Source organism: Rhizobium sp. WW22 (genome assembly GCF_047041135.1).
Taxonomy (GTDB): Bacteria; Pseudomonadota; Alphaproteobacteria; order Rhizobiales; family Rhizobiaceae; genus Rhizobium.
The window spans coordinates 88883-104264 of record NZ_CP178199.1 but is presented as its reverse complement, the minus strand read 5'-3'; the positions used below and the strand labels follow the sequence as shown (position 1 = coordinate 104264).

Sequence of the window (15382 nt, the reverse complement as noted above, 5' to 3'; positions counted from 1 at the left end):
TGACGCCGACGATGGTGGCATAGTCGACTTCCCCGAGGCGGCTGAGTAACACCAGCGGTCGCCGGTCGCAGCCTCTCCTCGCTGCCACCGGGTTTTTCAATGGAGGGCATGTTGGCGGATTTGACAACGCCGTAGGATGTTGGCATTATGGACAACATGAAGGCACAGAAGATCACCGAACATAAGAGTGTCGAGGCAGACGGAAGCATTATTCAATTCGTCGTCTGGAAAGTGCCAACGCCTGTTCCCCCAACCGACCACGGATTTAAGTACCGTATGGTCTACATTCGGAACGGTGCGCGTGTTGTTGGCTTCGACAATGAGCGTGGAAAAGGCGATCACATGCATTTGGATGGCAAGGAGTTTCCCTACCAGTTCACAACACTCGACCAACTCATCGAGGACTTTCTGTCCGAAATCGAAAAGCGGAGGCAGTCATGAGAACACTGACGATCACGACAAACGCCGACTGGAAATCGGCACTGCGCGCAGCCGGAAAACGCGCCGCGAGCGGTCTTTCGACGGGTGAATATCAGGGTGAAACGCTCAACTTCGAGACGCCGGGCGCTTTCTTTTCCCGCTTGACCGAGCGCCGCTGGCAATTGCTGGACGTGCTTTTGGGAAGCGGTACGGTAGGGGTGCGGGAACTGGCGCGGAGATTGGACCGGGACGTTAAGCGTGTCCATGAAGACGCGGCGGTATTGGTCGATCTGGGGTTGATCGAGAAGGACGAGCGCGGCGCATTAAATTGCCCGTTTGAGAATATCCATGTGGATATGGTAATGACGCCGGCTAAAAGGGTAGCATGATTAAGAAGCGGAATGTGACCGCTTCCATTCAACATGCGGCTCCTCTGTGAAGACAGTGGCACGGCGGATGGCGAGGAGAATCCTCGCGCACCCCTGCCCGCCCGGACCGAAGGCCGTCTAATCATGCGCGTTCAGTCCCCTCGCTGTGTTGCCATATACCGGGTCGTGGCGGCAAGCTGGAGCGATACTTGTGTGTAAAACTGTGCCCTTCCGCCTCCGCCTCTTTCTCTATTCCCATCGAACGACGACTCGGCTCCTGTAAGCGAATGACCGCGTTAACCTTTCGTTTACCCTCTTTTTCTTGCCATGAAGACGGAATCGGAGCATTGTCCCGATAATTGGTGCGGAAGTGCCAAAATATCGTGACTGAGTGGATTTCGAAAGATGAGCGTGAAAATGGCCACTTCTGAGAAAGTGCCGGGTTTTGCAGATACGATCCTTGAACAAGGGGGCGATATCTCGTCAAAGCTCGACATGCTGCGGCAGGAAAAATTTCCGCCGAACGCGCAGAAGTCTTTGCGCCAATTTTCGTTGGCCGAGGTTGCCGATTTCGTCGGTGTCTCGCAAAGCTATCTCAAGAAGCTACATCTTCAAGGCAAGGGCGTCGAGCCTGCTACGACGACGTCCACAGGGCGGCGATACTATTCGGCCGACCAGATGAATGATTTGCGCGCCCTCCTTGATCGCGTTCCGCACCGTAAGGAAGGCGAGCGACTCCAGGTAATCGCCGTCGTAAACTTCAAGGGAGGCTCCGGTAAAACAACGACCTCTGCACACTTGGCGCAGTTCCTGGCATTGCGTGGCTATCGTGTCCTTGCGGTCGATCTCGACCCGCAGGCATCGCTGACCGCACTCTACGGCATTCAGCCCGAGCTTGACGACAAGGCTTCATTCTACGAGTCGCTGCGCTACGATGAAGAGCGGAAGTCCATCACCGAAATCATCCAGTCGACTAACTTCCCTAATCTGGATATCGTCCCTGCAAATCTGGAACTTCAAGAATACGAGTACGAGACGCCCATCGCCATGCAGCGGAAAGATTCCAATGCGGGAAAGCTATTCTATACCCGGATTGGAGACGCTCTCGCGGAGGTCGACGATCGGTATGATATCGTCGTGGTCGATTGCCCTCCGCAGCTCGGCTACCTCACGCTCACAGCGTTGACGGCAGCTACGTCCGTCCTGATCACCGTTCATCCTCAGATGCTTGACATTATGTCGATGAGCCAGTTCCTCTTGATGCTCGGCAACATCTTGAAGTCGGTTGAAGCCGTCGGCGTGAATGTCTCGCTCGACTGGTTCCGGTATCTCGTGACGAGATATGAGCCGACCGACATTCCACAGCAGCAAATGGTCGGTTTCATGCAGTCGATGTTTGCCGCCCAGATGATGCGAAATCAAATGGTGAAATCAACGGCAATTTCTGACGCCGGTTTGACCAAACAAACGCTCTATGAAGTCGAGCGCTCGCAGTTCACGCCTTCGACCTATGACCGTGCCCGTGAATCAATGGACGCGGTGAATGCGGAGGTGATCGATCTGCTGCATAAGGCATGGGGGCGTCGGAATGCATAAGCAGAATTGTCAGCCGTACAAACGGCATTTTTCTCCAATGAAATCAACAAAGGCGAGTGTCTGTCATGGCTAGAAGGGACGTATTCTCAAATATCACGTCGCCTAAAAGCGACGACCAGGAAAGGAAGCCTGCGCCGACCTACGCTGCCAAAGGCGCGTCCCGATCGATGATCAGCTCGTTGAACGAGCTAGCTGAAAAAGCCGCCCTCGCCGACCAGAATCTTGCGGGCGAACAGGTTCTCGAACTAGACACTGCCGATCTCGACGGCTCCTTTGTTTCGGATCGTATGGCCGAAGACGATGTCGCCTATTCGGAACTTGTGAAAGCTATCAGGGAACGAGGGCAAGATTCCCCAATTCTGGTGCGCCCTCACCAGTCGAAGCACGGTAGATATCAAATCGTTTTCGGCCATCGCCGAGCCCGGGCCGCAAAAGACCTGGGTCGCAAAGTTCGGGCAGTCGTCAAGGAAATCACTGACGCCCAACATGTGATCGCCCAAGGCCAGGAAAACTCGGCTCGACAAAACCTGTCGTTCATCGAGCGATCGATATTTGCTCAACGCTTGCTCGATCTAGGTTATGACAAGCCTACGATCCAGTCGGCTCTTGCAACTGACGCTCCGATGTTGACCCGCATGCTCTCGGTATCCGGCCGAGTGCCTGAAGCCGTTGCAACGAAGATCGGTCCCGCGAAATCCATCGGCCGAGACAGATGGATCGATTTCGCGCAGAAGATCGAGAAGCCGTCCACCAAGAAGCTTGTCCTCAAGCTCGTCCAGGGGGACACATTCGGCTCCCTCGAATCGGACGCTCGCTTCGAGTTCCTGGTGTCCGAGATCAAGAAGGCGGATCAGGTAGAGAAGGAAGTGCCACAAAAGGGCGAGTGGCGAGCGGGTGATGCGTCGGTTCGCGCAGAGTTCAAGGGCACCGGCAAGAGCTATTCAATCGCGCTCAAGTCTGATGATGCAGGCAATTTTGGCCGCTTCATCGCTGAGAATTTGGAACGGTTGCACCAAGAGTTTCTGTCGTCAACCAAAACTGAGGAAGGGTAGGCAGCAAAAGAAAAAGGCCCCCAAACGGTTGCCCGTGGAAGCCTCTCTCGTATTCTCTAGCAAGGTCGAGAATCGCATTTCCACGAATCGCAGTCAAGGGTCTTTGGCACCGTTTTGGTGAGCGAACTTCTTTTGCCTATTGAAAGGTGAAGGAAATGGAGAGTGGAAGTGTGTCGACGCCCTTTGGGCGGCGGGCGATGACGCTTGGCATGTTGGCAAGCCAGCAACTGGCCGAGGAGATCGAACCCGGCATTAATAGGAACAAGTGGAAGCTCTTTCGCGCGATCTGTGAAGCAAGGCCTTCTTTAGGGGTATCGGACCGCGCCCTGACAGTTCTCGACGCACTGCTAACGTTCTATCCGGGCGATGAAATTTCGGAGGAGCGCGGGCTGGTGGTATTCCCATCAAACGCTCAGCTCTCGATCCGTGCCCGGGGAATGACTGCTGCAACACTTCGACGGCACTTGGCTGTCCTAGTAGAGGCCGGTTTGATCTTGCGGAAGGACAGCGCCAATGGAAAGCGCTATGCGCGACGCGACGGGGCAGGCGAGGTCTCAGAGGCTTTTGGCTTCTCGTTGGCTCCATTGCTCGCACGGGCAGCTGAGATCGAAACGATCGCTGCCCAGGTTCAAGCAGATCGAGAGCTTCTCCGTACGACCAAAGAACGCTGACCATCTGCCGCCGTGACATCTCGAAGCTCGTCAACGTTGCGATAGAGGAGGGTGTGGAGGGTGATTGGGAGAAGATCATGCTTATCTTCCTTGACATCATTGGGCGGCTTCCGCGAGCCGCTACGATCGATGATGTCGCCCATGTGCTCGATGAGCTGACGATGCTTCGCGAAGAAGTACTCAACCGTCTGAAAATGCGGATCAAAATGAATAAATTGCGCGCCAATGAGTCTCAAATTGAGCGGCACATACAGAATTCAAATCCCGAATCCATTTCTGATCTTGAACCAGCTCTCGAAAAAGAGCAGGGGGCGAAATCGAGCCAAGCCATGAAACTTCCGGGGGAGCCGATAAAGGCGTTCCCCCTTGGTATGGTCCTGCAAGCCTGCCCTGAGATCTCGAATTACGGGCGGGGAGGCTCGATCGGCAGCCGGCGAGAGCTGATGTCAGCGGCAGTCGTGGTTCGATCCATGCTGGGCGTCAGTCCGAGCGCTTATCAGGATGCCTGCGATATCCTCGGTCCCGAAAACGCCGCCGCAGTGATGGCTTGCATCCTCGAAAGGGCAGGGCACATCAATTCGGCCGGAGCATATCTGCGTGATCTCACCCGGAAGGCCGAGCGCGGCGAGTTTTCAATGGGGCCGATGTTGATGGCGTTGATGCGCTTGAACGGAGCGCCGTCTCGAGAGGCTTCTTAGTCGTCTTGGCGCACCGCTTACTTCTGTCCCGCACATTACGGGCTGCTGTCGACATTTGATCCATGGTCTTAACTTGCTTAAAACGACCAGCGTTTATGGATGTCGCAAGTACCTTGTGAGGCGGCAGTTGAGCGATTTGGCTCGTCGACGTTTGTTGGCTTCATGCGTACGGCGAAGGGCCGTCGTCTTCGTCGCGGCTCTGGACTTCGACATTGAAGACACCCCGTCAGCATAAGAGCGGGAACGGCGTTTATCAAGAACTCGGTGTCAGCAAGGATTCCGAATTTCAATCCCAGGAAGCGGAGACAGTTTTGAAGAAATTCGATCCCATTCGAATGCATGAGGTGATCGATGGAACTATCGCCCATGCACTTCGTACAGAATACGATCCCGCAAGGCCGATGGGGAATTTTGCGGTGCATGACATTAGTGATGTTATCCGTGCCTGGCTGGTGCGTCGTGAAAAGCAAATAGCACCCGTTCTTCCACGGGCGCTCCAATGGCTGGACAAGGCCATCGAGGAAAAAGAAGAGGAAAGGTTTGGATCCTTGCCCTGCTTCCACCGCAAGACATTGCACTGGGCCAAGGCCCTTGGCCAATGGATGCACGATAAAGGAAACGACGAAGCATCGTGGAAAACCGCACAAGAAGCAGAGATTGAATACATGCGAACCGGCTTTACCAAGGTACTCGGTGTCGACAAGTTTGATTACAAGCTCCAACGTTTCGTTCCTCAGGAAATCAAGGGCTTGCCGCATAGTTCGCGGCGGCTGCTCGTCGACAGAATTCTTGACGACTTCATGGCGTTCAGCCTTCAGGCTTGTCAGCACGACACCGCAGTCGAGGAATATGAGCGGCACTTGAAGCCGAAAACCCCATCGCTCAAAACAACGTTAAAGCCGCGGGCGTTTGCCTATGCGCTTTGTCTAAATAAGCTAGGGCGGGCGCGGTTTGATGAAGATGACCTGTTGGAGGCCGGGCGGCGAATGTTACAGGCCAATCTCGAGGAAACTTGGTTGGGAGCCGGCCAATATGCGCGCGCGGCCACATGGTTGAAGATCGTCTATTGGGACCGCGAGCAGACTTTGACGCCATTGGAGACCATCCTCAAAGCGTACGATACCATGCCAAACGTACCGTTGCCCGATTTCATGCTGGCAACCCGGTCTGAAGCCGAGCCAATTTCCTACGAACGCGGTGGGCACAATTAGTGGATAGACTGCGGTTCAAATGAGGTTTGCATGTGCAGGTATACGCTTCGCCTATTCCCCAAAGGGTGGTCACCAGATCGGTTTGTTTTTCAGACGTCACTGGTTGCTTGGATGACACAGCCCTCAGTTTTGATCTCTGCGGATCGGAACGATATGGAAAGTATTTTCTCTGCGGCCACGTATCCGGTCAAGATGCCTCATGAGAGCGCCGAGCCAGTAGGAGCTTTCCGGGGAGTGTAGCCGCACCAGGGGCTTGGAGTAGGAGGACAACCGTTTCGGCCGCATACGAATGGCACCGCCAGTCCCTCCGCTATCTAAGTCTGGCCGAAATCCTTTCCATCGACCTGTAGGATGCCGCAACTTCCGCCGTAGTTGCACTTATCCGTACCTTCCGTCCCAGGTTTGCACGAGCACGAGACCTTGGTCAACGTAGATGAACCGGATGCCGCCAGCTGCCTCACCCGTTCTGTGGCCTTGTTGGTCGCTGAACATGAAAGGCGCGTAGATATACGGTAGAGCTGCGCAGCACCAGACGTGGATTTTCGTGCGGCGCACCAATGCTCATTCGAGCGAGAGCCGCGCCGAGTTCAGGTTCCTGCCTTCGAGTATCTCCTCTGCGGTCAAGCGCCCAATCAATGGTGCAAGGGTAACGCCGGGATGGCCGACTGCAAGATAGAGACCACTGATCTCCGGAAGGAATCCGAACCGCGGTAAGCCGTCGGCAAAAACAGGGCGATCGCCGATTTGCGCACCTTTCAGAGCGGGCTCGTTGGGTAAATCCAGCTCTTCCTTCATTACAGCTAACATTTTCTCACCGACGAGCCGAGGGCCATTCTCATCTCCGTTGTCGATGTAGGATTTCGCAACGAGTAGCGTGCTGTCGCTGGCCTGCCTAATTTCCAGCTGCGGACTACGCAGGATGTGGTTGATGATGCGGCAATCACAAGCGTAGCGGAGAAGCAAGGCCGGAGACGTCCTCAGGCCTGTTTGAACACCAAGTCGATCAGCTAGCATGTGGACACCAGCACCCGCCGCTATAACTACAATGTCGATAGCGATTTTCTCATCCCCGACTCGTATCCCGGAGACTTTGCCATTGACAGCGTCAATAGCACTGACGGCCGCCCCGAAACGCGTCGAGGCACCAGCGGCACTTGCAGCAGTTACCAAGTCTTTGGCAAGCTGCATTGGGTCGAGAGCCAGATCATTCGGTGAGAACGCGGCGAGGTTCGGTACTTGGCGGAGGCGTGGTTCCAGCTTCTGTATGGCGCTTCGTTGCAACAGGTCAATGCGCTCCCCGGCATTCCGGTGAAGTTCTGCAAACTGCTCGGTTTCCTCTGATGTAGCCTTCCACAGCAGGGAACCGGAACGAGCGTCGGAAAAGGTCGTTGGCAGGGCATCTCTCAGGTTTCGGTACTCAGCGACGGCCTGGCGCCAGAGGGCATAACTACTGGTGCCTGGTACTCCGTTGATAACGTTGATCCAACCAAACGCTCGACCTGTCACGCCGGAACCGGCCATTATGCCTTGATCAATGAGTGAGACGTCCGCACCCCGAATGGCTAGATTGTATGTTATCGCCGAACCGATGATACCTGCGCCGATAACTACGATGTGCGGACGATGATGTTTCAAGAAAGGGATCTCACGAAAAGAAAAACGTAGACTGGTCGGCTAGGCTGCGTCGGTGACACCGTCGTGAAAGGAATGACGTTTTTCAGAGCTTCAAATGATGAGCACCCTCACTGTTGCCCGAAATCACCAACTAGCTTGCGTTATGACGGGAATGATCGTCTCTTCTACCGTGCAACCCTCTCAACATCTTTCGTACTTTTAGCGAGACTTCATCCAGAGTTGCCATGACTCGATTCATCTGCGAGAGCGTAGCCGTCGTCTCCGATCCATAACTGACGGCGAGATACTCTCTGCTTGATGAGAGAGTTGCCAAATGTGCCGCTGTACGCTTGCGTAGAACCAGGCCGAGATCCATTGCGACGCGAGTTCGCTCGTTTAAATTGCCCTCAAAGCTGCAGATTGTCTGGCGATTAAGGCCGTTAGCAAGCAGAAGAGCATCCAGATACAGCTTAATCGAATGGAGAGCCAGAAGACGTCGCGGAAGGTGATTGGGCTTCGACAAACCCTCGCCAAGCGTGTTGGCGGCGTCTCGGTATCGGGCTGCCAAATTTAGAATGCCTCGTACATCCGCTGCCTTGCCGGTATATGCAGGTCCATTGCCTGGTTCCGGCCAGCCCTTTTCCATAAGGAGAAGGAGATCCTTCAGCATTGTCCGTAGTTCGGGCCAAGGTGCTTCTTCAAGCTTCAAGCCGGGATCGTGCATGACGATCAGGCAATGGAGCTTCGCCGTGACTTCGATCAGCGAGGAGGGTCGTGTGATCCACATGACACGTCCGGATATCCCAGCCCGTTCCGCGAGTTCTTGTTCTCGGGCAAGGATCGCACTGTATCCCAGGCGCCGATCCGCTTCTTTCCATCGTTTCCGGCGCCGACGAAGCTCCGCTCGCGCTTGAGACAGGTGTTCGGTATCGAACTGAGAGGCCATTCGATTGATGTCGGCAAAAGAGCGAACCTCGACGACGCCATCCTTTCCGACGTTCGGAAGCATAACCACAGGAAGGCCGCCGGCCGCTTTGAGCAGTTCCGCCTTCAGCTTTTCCCTAAGACGGATGGCCCTCACGTGCTGCTGGTGGTACTCGTACCAGCGAGGCCACATTTCTCTGACGGGCGTCGGACCACTCTGCCTGGGTTGCCGGGATTCCGCGATCAGTGCGCTCAGCAGGCGCGCGGCGACGGGAAGCAGGTTCCGGCGGTCGATCACGCGCGGTAAGATTTCGGTGGCGCCGCTCACTGAGTGCTTTTTTCTAGGCGTAATTGCAGGCAAAGTTCTGCTATTCTCAGAATCAGCCATGATCCGAGCCTCACTTATGGATTTTGGTCGTGCCGCTCGTGGTGGGCTAACCAGGAGCGGTGGAACGATGAAATCGTAACATGGATACGATATCCGCCAATGCAGCAGACTTCAATACAAAATCGTATCGGTGTTACGAAATGATTCCGATTCAGTGCAAAATGGCGCGCGCGGCGCTGGGATGGGGAACTCGCGATTTGGCCAAATTCGCGCACGTATCTCCCGATACGATCGCCAGGTTAGAACGAGGTGAACAGCTTCGGGCTTCAACCGTTGAAGCTATCCAAGTTGCCTTCGAGAAGGCAGGTATCGAATTTATCCCCGAAAACGGGGGTGGCGTCGGCGTTCGATTCTCTAGGCCAAAATCACAATTATAATCAGGAGGCGGCTTTGGCACTGGATATCTCTCGAAGATTAGTCGCCGACTACCGTAAGTGCTTGGCGCACAAACCATTACGGGCATTGCCTTCGACAATACATACTCGAAACAACATGACTGGGCCAACATCATGATCGAGAGCGAGACACGACAGGCGGATTGGCGTCGGGCAAACCCAGCAAAGTACGACGCGCATCTGGCGGTCCAGAGAGCCTTGAAGACCGGGCAACTGGAAAAAGGTGTCTGCGAGGTCTGCGGCATTGAAGCAGTCGACGCCCACCACGACCAGTACGACAACCCGTTGCAAGTTCGTTGGCTCTGCCGGCGCCATCACACACGCCTTCACCATTATGGGGAAGACATGTTCCCCATGAGGTCGGTTGCGGCGCACCGCGAAGCTTAGGAAGAGCGATTTGCATCGTGAGGATGGCTTGTGGGAGGTCCTGCGAACCTGCCCGTGAAGGGGCGCCGACCCGCGGGAGGCCGTTCACGCCGGATCGAACCTCCCTTCGAATTCCACATCGGCATAGTAGCGCAACTTCTTAACCCATGCCGGCCGCTGCCCTTGTCTCAGCACAACCATCTTGTCGTCTGGCAGGCGCAGGATCTCGTCGGCGTTGATGAGATCACGTGCCGAGATGTGTTCCGATGTGGAGTTCTTACCCTCGCTCCACGATCGGGTGATGTACTGCGCGTCTGTTTTGCCGATCGAACGAGTGATGAGCTCAGCGGTTTCGATATCATTGACCCCAAACACCTGAAGGACAGCGGCATTCGACAGGAAGGTGCCGGCGCGCTTTCCATAGGTGGCGCGCAGCTGATGGATGTCCTGGAGGATTGGCCAGAGCTGAACGCCATAACCGGCCATCAGACCCATGGCGCGTTCAACGGGAGCGAGATGGCCAAGGGCGGCGAATTCGTCGAGCAGGTAGAGCACGGGCCGGGTAGGGGAGGCGGGATCACGCGCCATGTCGGTGAGGCTTTGGGTGACCAGCAACCGCAGCCATCGCGAATAGGTGGAAAGCCGATCCGGTGGCAGTACCAGGAACACCGTTGCGTTGTTGCGCTTAAGGTCAGCAAAGCGGAAATCCGATCGGCCGAGCACGGCGGTCATGCGCGGACTGTCTAGGAAATGGGTGTGACGTTGGGCGGCAGAGAGAACGCCGGCCGCCTCCCGATCGGACTTTCCGAGATGTCGATTGGCGGCGCGGGCAATCAGACCGTTCACCTCTTCCATCTCCCGCATGACGGCGAGCAGCGTGGCGAACCGTTCCGGTGGAAACGTCAGATATTCTCGCAGCGTTGCGAGGTGTCGGCGCTCCGGAGATTCCCCAACGGCAATCGCGAGGATCAGCCCGGCGATGAGCGCCTTGGCCTCCTCGTTCCAATGCGCTTCCCCGGCCATGCCGGGTTCATCGAAGACGAGCGCGTCGGCAAGCGTGCTTGCGTCTTCGGCGACGTCGAGGCCATTCGGATCGAGCGTATCGAGGGGATTGAAGGCGGCCGATCGTTGTCCCGTCACGGCGAACGGATCGAGGATATGGACCAGCCCGAACCGCGCCCGAGTGCGTCCGGTGACCTTGGCATTCTCACCCTTCGGATCGATGCAGATCACCGAGCGTTCGGCGGTCAGCAAATTGGGAATGATGGTGCCAACGCCCTTGCCGGTTCGTGTCGGCGCCATTGTCAGCAGATGCGCGGGTCCGTCATAGCGCAGCAGCTTGTTCGTCACCGGATCCCGGCCGATCAGCAGGCCGTTATCGATGGCCGAGAGCGTCCGCAATTCTTTCGTCGTTGCCCAACGGGCAGAGCCGAACACGGCAGCGATCGGAGCATCCGTCATGAAGGCCGAGAGGAAACCTCCGACACCAAATAGAAGCGGCAGATATTTGACGACGGCAACGAAGAGTTGGCTGACAGCCCCATGCTCAATCCCAGCAACCAGATGGATGAGACCGTTGGCAAGCACGAGCAGTCCGGCAAGAAGAGTGCCGATGATCGCACATCCGACGGCCATGACCGGCGCCTTGACAGTCAGTTTCACCAATCGGGCAAACGTCATTTCCCGCCGCCGATCGGTTCAGACGAGGAGCCCGGCTTGAGGATGTCGTCGAACAGAGCTTTGTCACCATCGCGGTGAGGAAGCCGGGTAGCTCGCTCCGCAACCAGTCGCCCAGTCGTCGGGTGAAGTCTGCATCGTTGGAATTCTCCAGCCGATGCAGCACGAGCGCCCCAAGCAGCACCTTTCGCCGCGTGTCTTCCGCGCGCTCTCGTTTTCCAAGACGCGCCTGCAGCGCCTTCTTGCTAACCTCCAGTTCGGCAATGCGTTGTTCCAGGGTTTTGCGCGCCATGTTATCCTTTCCTGCCGGCTGTCTACTGAACCGTTCTGAAGATGAACAAGGATTGCCGTTGCGGTGATGTATTGTTTTCCGGCATGCTCACGAGACTACACAGCGTTGCGTCTGCAACAACCCTGAATATATACTGATGTTGGTGCGTCTTGCCTAAATCCCGACGGAGGGAGCGAAGCGAGTGTAGTTTCTAAGGGTGCACTTACGAGTTGCAGCGCAACTCAAGGCTTGTTATGTTCGATTGGCCGTTTCAATTCGCAAAACTCTCATTTGGCGATCTATCACTTCAGCATGAAGACGATAGCCCGTAGCGGCGGCCGCAGCGCGGTTGCATCCGCTGCTTATCGTGCGGCCGTCAAACTCACCAATGAGCGCGATGGCCTGGTGCACGACTTCACCCGCAAGCAAGGTGTCGAACACGCGGAGATCGTGCTACCGGAAGGTGTCGTGGCCGATTGGGCACGCGATCGATCCGACCTTTGGAATGCGGTCGAACGCGCCGAGGTGCGCAAGGATGCGCGGGTGGCGCGGGAGTTCGAACTAGCGCTTCCGCATGAGCTCAATTCGGAGCAACGCCTTTCGCTGACGAGGGACTTCGCGCGCGACTTGGCAAACCGCTATGGTGCCGCGGTCGACTTTGCCATTCACCAGCCGCAAGGGGAGGAGGACGTTCGCAACGTTCATGCCCATCTGTTGATGACGACGCGGATGGTGCGGGAGACTGGGCTTGGCGAGAAGACGCTGATCGAGCGCAAGAACAAGTGGCTGTTGAACCATGATCAGCCAACCTCTCATATGCAGCTTCGCGATATCCGTCAGGCTTGGGATAGCCACGCCAATCGTCATCTGGTGCGGGCCGGACTTGATGTGCGGATCGATCATCGATCGCATCAGGAACGTGGGCTGGAGATCGAGCCGACCGAGCATATGGGTGTGCATGCCTCGCAGATGGATCGGCGTGGGCTGGAGGTGTCACGGACGCGGCTCGATGAGAAGGCGGCCCGGCGCAATGCCGAACTGATCCGGGAGAAGCCTGAGCAGGTTCTGGCGACCATTACGGCTGAGAAGAGTGTGTTCGATCGACACGACGTGGCGCGGGCGCTGCATCGCTATATCGACGATATCAAAGGTTTCCCGAATGCCTTTGCTTCCGTCATGGCGTCGTCGGCATTGGTCGAACTGCAGCCCGAGCGGGACGGTGAGCTGGCGCGTTACTCGACGCGGGAGATGGTCGAGATCGAACATGCCATGGCCGAGAGGGCATCGAAAATGGCGAGCGCTCTCGGCCATGGTGTTGATCGACATCATGTCGATCAGGCTATAATCCTACAGGACAGCGCCATCCGGGCAAGGACCGCGTCCTCCCTCTCCGGAAAAGTTGAACGCGACGTGATGCCGCTTGTCGATCGAGAGCGAGCGATCGAGCGGTCCGGCTTGAGCGAGGAGCAGCGCCTGGCCATTCAGCACGTCACCGGAGCGCAGCAGATCGCTGTTGTGATCGGGTTTGCGGGAGCGGGAAAGTCGACGATGCTGGCGGCCGCGCGCGATGCCTGGGAGCGCCAGGGCTACCGCGTTCACGGGGCCGCACTCGCCGGCAAGGCGGCGGAGGGATTGGAAGAGTCCTCTGGCATCGCCTCGCGCACATTGGCCTCGTGGGAATATGGCTGGCAGGCAGGGAAGGGCGAGCTTGGAAAGGGCGACATCCTGGTCATCGATGAAGCCGGCATGGTTGGCAGCCGACAACTGGCACGGTTCGTCGCTGAAGTGGAGGCGAGGGGAGCAAAGCTGGTGCTCGTCGGCGATCACGAGCAGTTGCAGGCGATCGGCGCCGGCTCACCCTTCAGGGCGATCGCCGAGCAGGTGGGTGCGGTCGAGCTCTCGGAAATCCGCCGACAGAAGGAGGATTGGCAGCGCCATGCGTCGATCGCCTTTGCCACCCATCGAACGGTCGAGGGACTGACCGCCCATGCCGATCGGGGTGGGGTTCAGTTCGGTGCTGACAGGGACGAGACACGGGCCTCGTTGGTGCGCGACTACCTGGCGGATCTTGAGCAGCATCCATCGGGTTCCCGCATCGCACTGGCGCATCGCCGCGCCGACGTTCGGGCGATCAATGCGGATATTCGTGCCGCGCTTCAGGAGCGTGGGCTGTTGGCGTCTGGCGCAGGTGAGGGCGCGGCCAAGGTCAACCGGGACGCAGAAACGCTGGGCCGCGAACTGGTCTATCAGACCAATGACGGCAAGCGCGCCTTTGCACCCGGCGATCGTATCCTTCTGTTGGAGAACAACCGCGATCTCGGTGTGAAGAATGGCATGTTGGGAACGGTTGAGGCCGTCGAGGCGGACGCACTACAAATACGTCTCGACGGCTCAGGCGACGGGCGGAACGGCGCCCGGACCATCTCGATACCAGTCAATAGTTACCAAGCCTTTGATCATGGCTACGCAACGACGATCCATAAGTCTCAAGGGGCGACCGTCGACCGAGCGTTCGTCATGGCGTCCGCCAGCATGGACCGGCATCTGACGTATGTGGCCATGACGCGTCACCGCGACAGCGTGAAGCTTTATGCGGCTTCGGACGAGCTCAAGGATATGAAGGTGCTCAGCACGAGCTTGAGCCGCTCTGGCGCGAAGGAAACGACGCTCGATTATATCGGCGTCTTTGCCGAGCGGCGGGGGATTGCCGAAGAGTTTGGCGTTCGCAGCGAGATTGCCATCGATCTTGCGTCACCGACGCAGGCCCAGGCTCAGATGTCGGCAGCACCGGAGCAGGTCGGGCGGGTAGGGGAGAAGCAGCTCGAGAGGGTGGCGCCACTGGTGCCCGCGATCACGGGATATTCCCGCAGTGTCGAGGACATAGCCCGGGAGAGGGCACAGCCGCATCTGCAGGATGCCATGGACACGGTGCGTTCCGTTGGCCGCCATGTCTACACGGATCCCGTCGGCGCCGCGGAGAGGATCAGCGCGGCGATCGTGGACCAAGGGATTGGCCGCGAGGCGCTCGCCAAAACTGTCGCCGAGCATCCGGAGCAGTTCGGTGAGCTGTGTGGAAAAGTGGGCCTGTTGGGCGAGAACAGGCAGCGCAAGGCTGCAAGGCACTACTCCACCGCGCTGAGCAATCATGTCGCGGCCGCAGGTCTCAGCTGGGAGCGCCGGCTGGAGGCGGAGCGTCAATCCGAAACCTGGCACCGCGAGAAGCGCGATGTGGTCGAGGTGCCCGGACTGACTAGCCGCAGCGAGGAGCTGCTGAAGCAGTTCGATGCCCTCTCTCAGGCCGACAAGCCGAAGTTCCTTGAGCAACTGTCCGGCACGCCGGAAGGACGACAGGCCCTCCATGAGGCGAAGACGATCGTCCAGGCGCTTGAGCAACGGTTCGGCAGTTCCGATCCGCGCGAGTTGAAGAAAGGGAACCTGCGGCTTGGACCAGAGGTTGCCGATAAGCTCCATCGCATCGAGGCTGTCGCTCGTATTACCGATCGGGCACAGAAGGCAGAGCTGTCGCGTCAATACGAGTTAAAGCGGACCCTGAACAAAGGGCTGGGATTGGGGATGTAGTTCGCTTGCAAGTGGATGTCCCGGGTTAAGGCACCAGGCCATTTGGCTTCGGCTATCCCGACCCTTTTTCGGGCGAGGGGGTCTGCTGCAGGCGGAGCCCCAACCGTCGCATTCGTTGAAATTGTCGCTACTTTTCTGCCCGCCAATCTGGA

12 protein-coding genes and 2 pseudogenes are annotated in these 15382 nt (G+C 57.4%); 10 read left to right on the top strand and 4 right to left on the bottom strand.

Annotation, left to right across the window (positions count from 1 at the left end; all coding sequences use genetic code 11):
- Nucleotides 1-147 precede the first annotated feature (147 nt).
- The 6 genes and pseudogenes from ACK83U_RS19340 to ACK83U_RS19315 all read left to right on the top strand — a co-directional run bounded on the left by ACK83U_RS19340 (nucleotide 148) and on the right by ACK83U_RS19315 (nucleotide 6016).
- Complete coding sequence (locus ACK83U_RS19340) at nucleotides 148-441, top strand: DUF6516 family protein (protein WP_348648165.1); 294 nt, start codon at nucleotides 148-150, stop codon at nucleotides 439-441.
- Nucleotides 438-809: a hypothetical protein gene (locus tag ACK83U_RS19335; protein ID WP_112611346.1), complete on the top strand. Its 372-nt coding sequence runs from the start codon at nucleotides 438-440 to the stop codon at nucleotides 807-809. Before ACK83U_RS19340 ends, ACK83U_RS19335 begins: the two co-directional genes overlap by 4 nt.
- 396 nt (nucleotides 810-1205) lie before the next feature.
- The gene (repA, locus tag ACK83U_RS19330; protein ID WP_162708124.1) at nucleotides 1206-2384 is read left to right on the top strand and encodes a plasmid partitioning protein RepA; all 1179 of its coding nucleotides are present in this window, start codon (nucleotides 1206-1208) and stop codon (nucleotides 2382-2384) included.
- A 65-nt stretch (nucleotides 2385-2449) separates the two neighbouring features.
- Nucleotides 2450-3436, top strand: a complete 987-nt coding sequence (gene repB, locus ACK83U_RS19325) for a plasmid partitioning protein RepB (RefSeq protein WP_112611342.1) — start codon at nucleotides 2450-2452, stop codon at nucleotides 3434-3436.
- A gap of 155 nt (nucleotides 3437-3591) precedes the next feature.
- Nucleotides 3592-4805 (top strand): annotated as a pseudogene (gene repC, locus ACK83U_RS19320) (plasmid replication protein RepC).
- A gap of 212 nt (nucleotides 4806-5017) precedes the next feature.
- Nucleotides 5018-6016, top strand: a complete 999-nt coding sequence (locus ACK83U_RS19315) for a hypothetical protein (protein WP_412474966.1) — start codon at nucleotides 5018-5020, stop codon at nucleotides 6014-6016.
- Nucleotides 6017-6577: 561 nt separating this feature from the next.
- On the opposite strand, the gene ACK83U_RS19310 is transcribed toward ACK83U_RS19315, so the two are convergent.
- Together ACK83U_RS19310 and ACK83U_RS19305 are read right to left on the bottom strand one after the other, a co-directional pair.
- A complete protein-coding gene (locus tag ACK83U_RS19310; protein ID WP_162708118.1) occupies nucleotides 6578-7651 on the bottom strand; it encodes an NAD(P)/FAD-dependent oxidoreductase in 1074 nt (357 codons plus the stop codon).
- 130 nt (nucleotides 7652-7781) lie between these two features.
- A complete protein-coding gene (locus tag ACK83U_RS19305) occupies nucleotides 7782-8942 on the bottom strand; it encodes a hypothetical protein (RefSeq protein ID WP_246712237.1) in 1161 nt (386 codons plus the stop codon).
- Between the two features lie 161 nt (nucleotides 8943-9103).
- Here ACK83U_RS19305 and ACK83U_RS19300 point away from each other — a divergent pair, with 161 nt between their 5' ends.
- Nucleotides 9104-9319 carry a helix-turn-helix domain-containing protein gene (locus ACK83U_RS19300; protein ID WP_112611393.1) on the top strand — a complete coding sequence of 72 codons (216 nt, stop codon included), beginning with the start codon at nucleotides 9104-9106 and terminating at the stop codon, nucleotides 9317-9319.
- Between the two features lie 132 nt (nucleotides 9320-9451).
- A complete protein-coding gene (locus ACK83U_RS19295) occupies nucleotides 9452-9724 on the top strand; it encodes a hypothetical protein (RefSeq protein WP_112611391.1) in 273 nt (90 codons plus the stop codon).
- An 84-nt stretch (nucleotides 9725-9808) separates the two neighbouring features.
- Here ACK83U_RS19295 and ACK83U_RS19290 read toward each other — a convergent pair whose 3' ends face one another.
- Together ACK83U_RS19290 and ACK83U_RS19285 are read right to left on the bottom strand one after the other, a co-directional pair.
- A complete protein-coding gene (locus ACK83U_RS19290; RefSeq protein WP_112611338.1) occupies nucleotides 9809-11383 on the bottom strand; it encodes a type IV secretory system conjugative DNA transfer family protein in 1575 nt (524 codons plus the stop codon).
- Nucleotides 11380-11615 (bottom strand): annotated as a pseudogene (locus ACK83U_RS19285) (mobilization protein). The gene ACK83U_RS19290 and the pseudogene ACK83U_RS19285 overlap by 4 nt, the downstream one beginning before the upstream one ends.
- Here ACK83U_RS19285 and ACK83U_RS19280 point away from each other — a divergent pair.
- Entirely contained in the window at nucleotides 11538-11711 is a 174-nt protein-coding gene (locus ACK83U_RS19280; protein ID WP_162708116.1) for a choline/carnitine O-acyltransferase, read from the top strand. The pseudogene ACK83U_RS19285 and the gene ACK83U_RS19280 overlap by 78 nt on opposite strands.
- A 231-nt stretch (nucleotides 11712-11942) precedes the next feature.
- Nucleotides 11943-15230, top strand: a complete 3288-nt coding sequence (gene traA / locus ACK83U_RS19275; RefSeq protein ID WP_412474965.1) for a Ti-type conjugative transfer relaxase TraA — start codon at nucleotides 11943-11945, stop codon at nucleotides 15228-15230.
- Nucleotides 15231-15382: the final 152 nt, after the last annotated feature.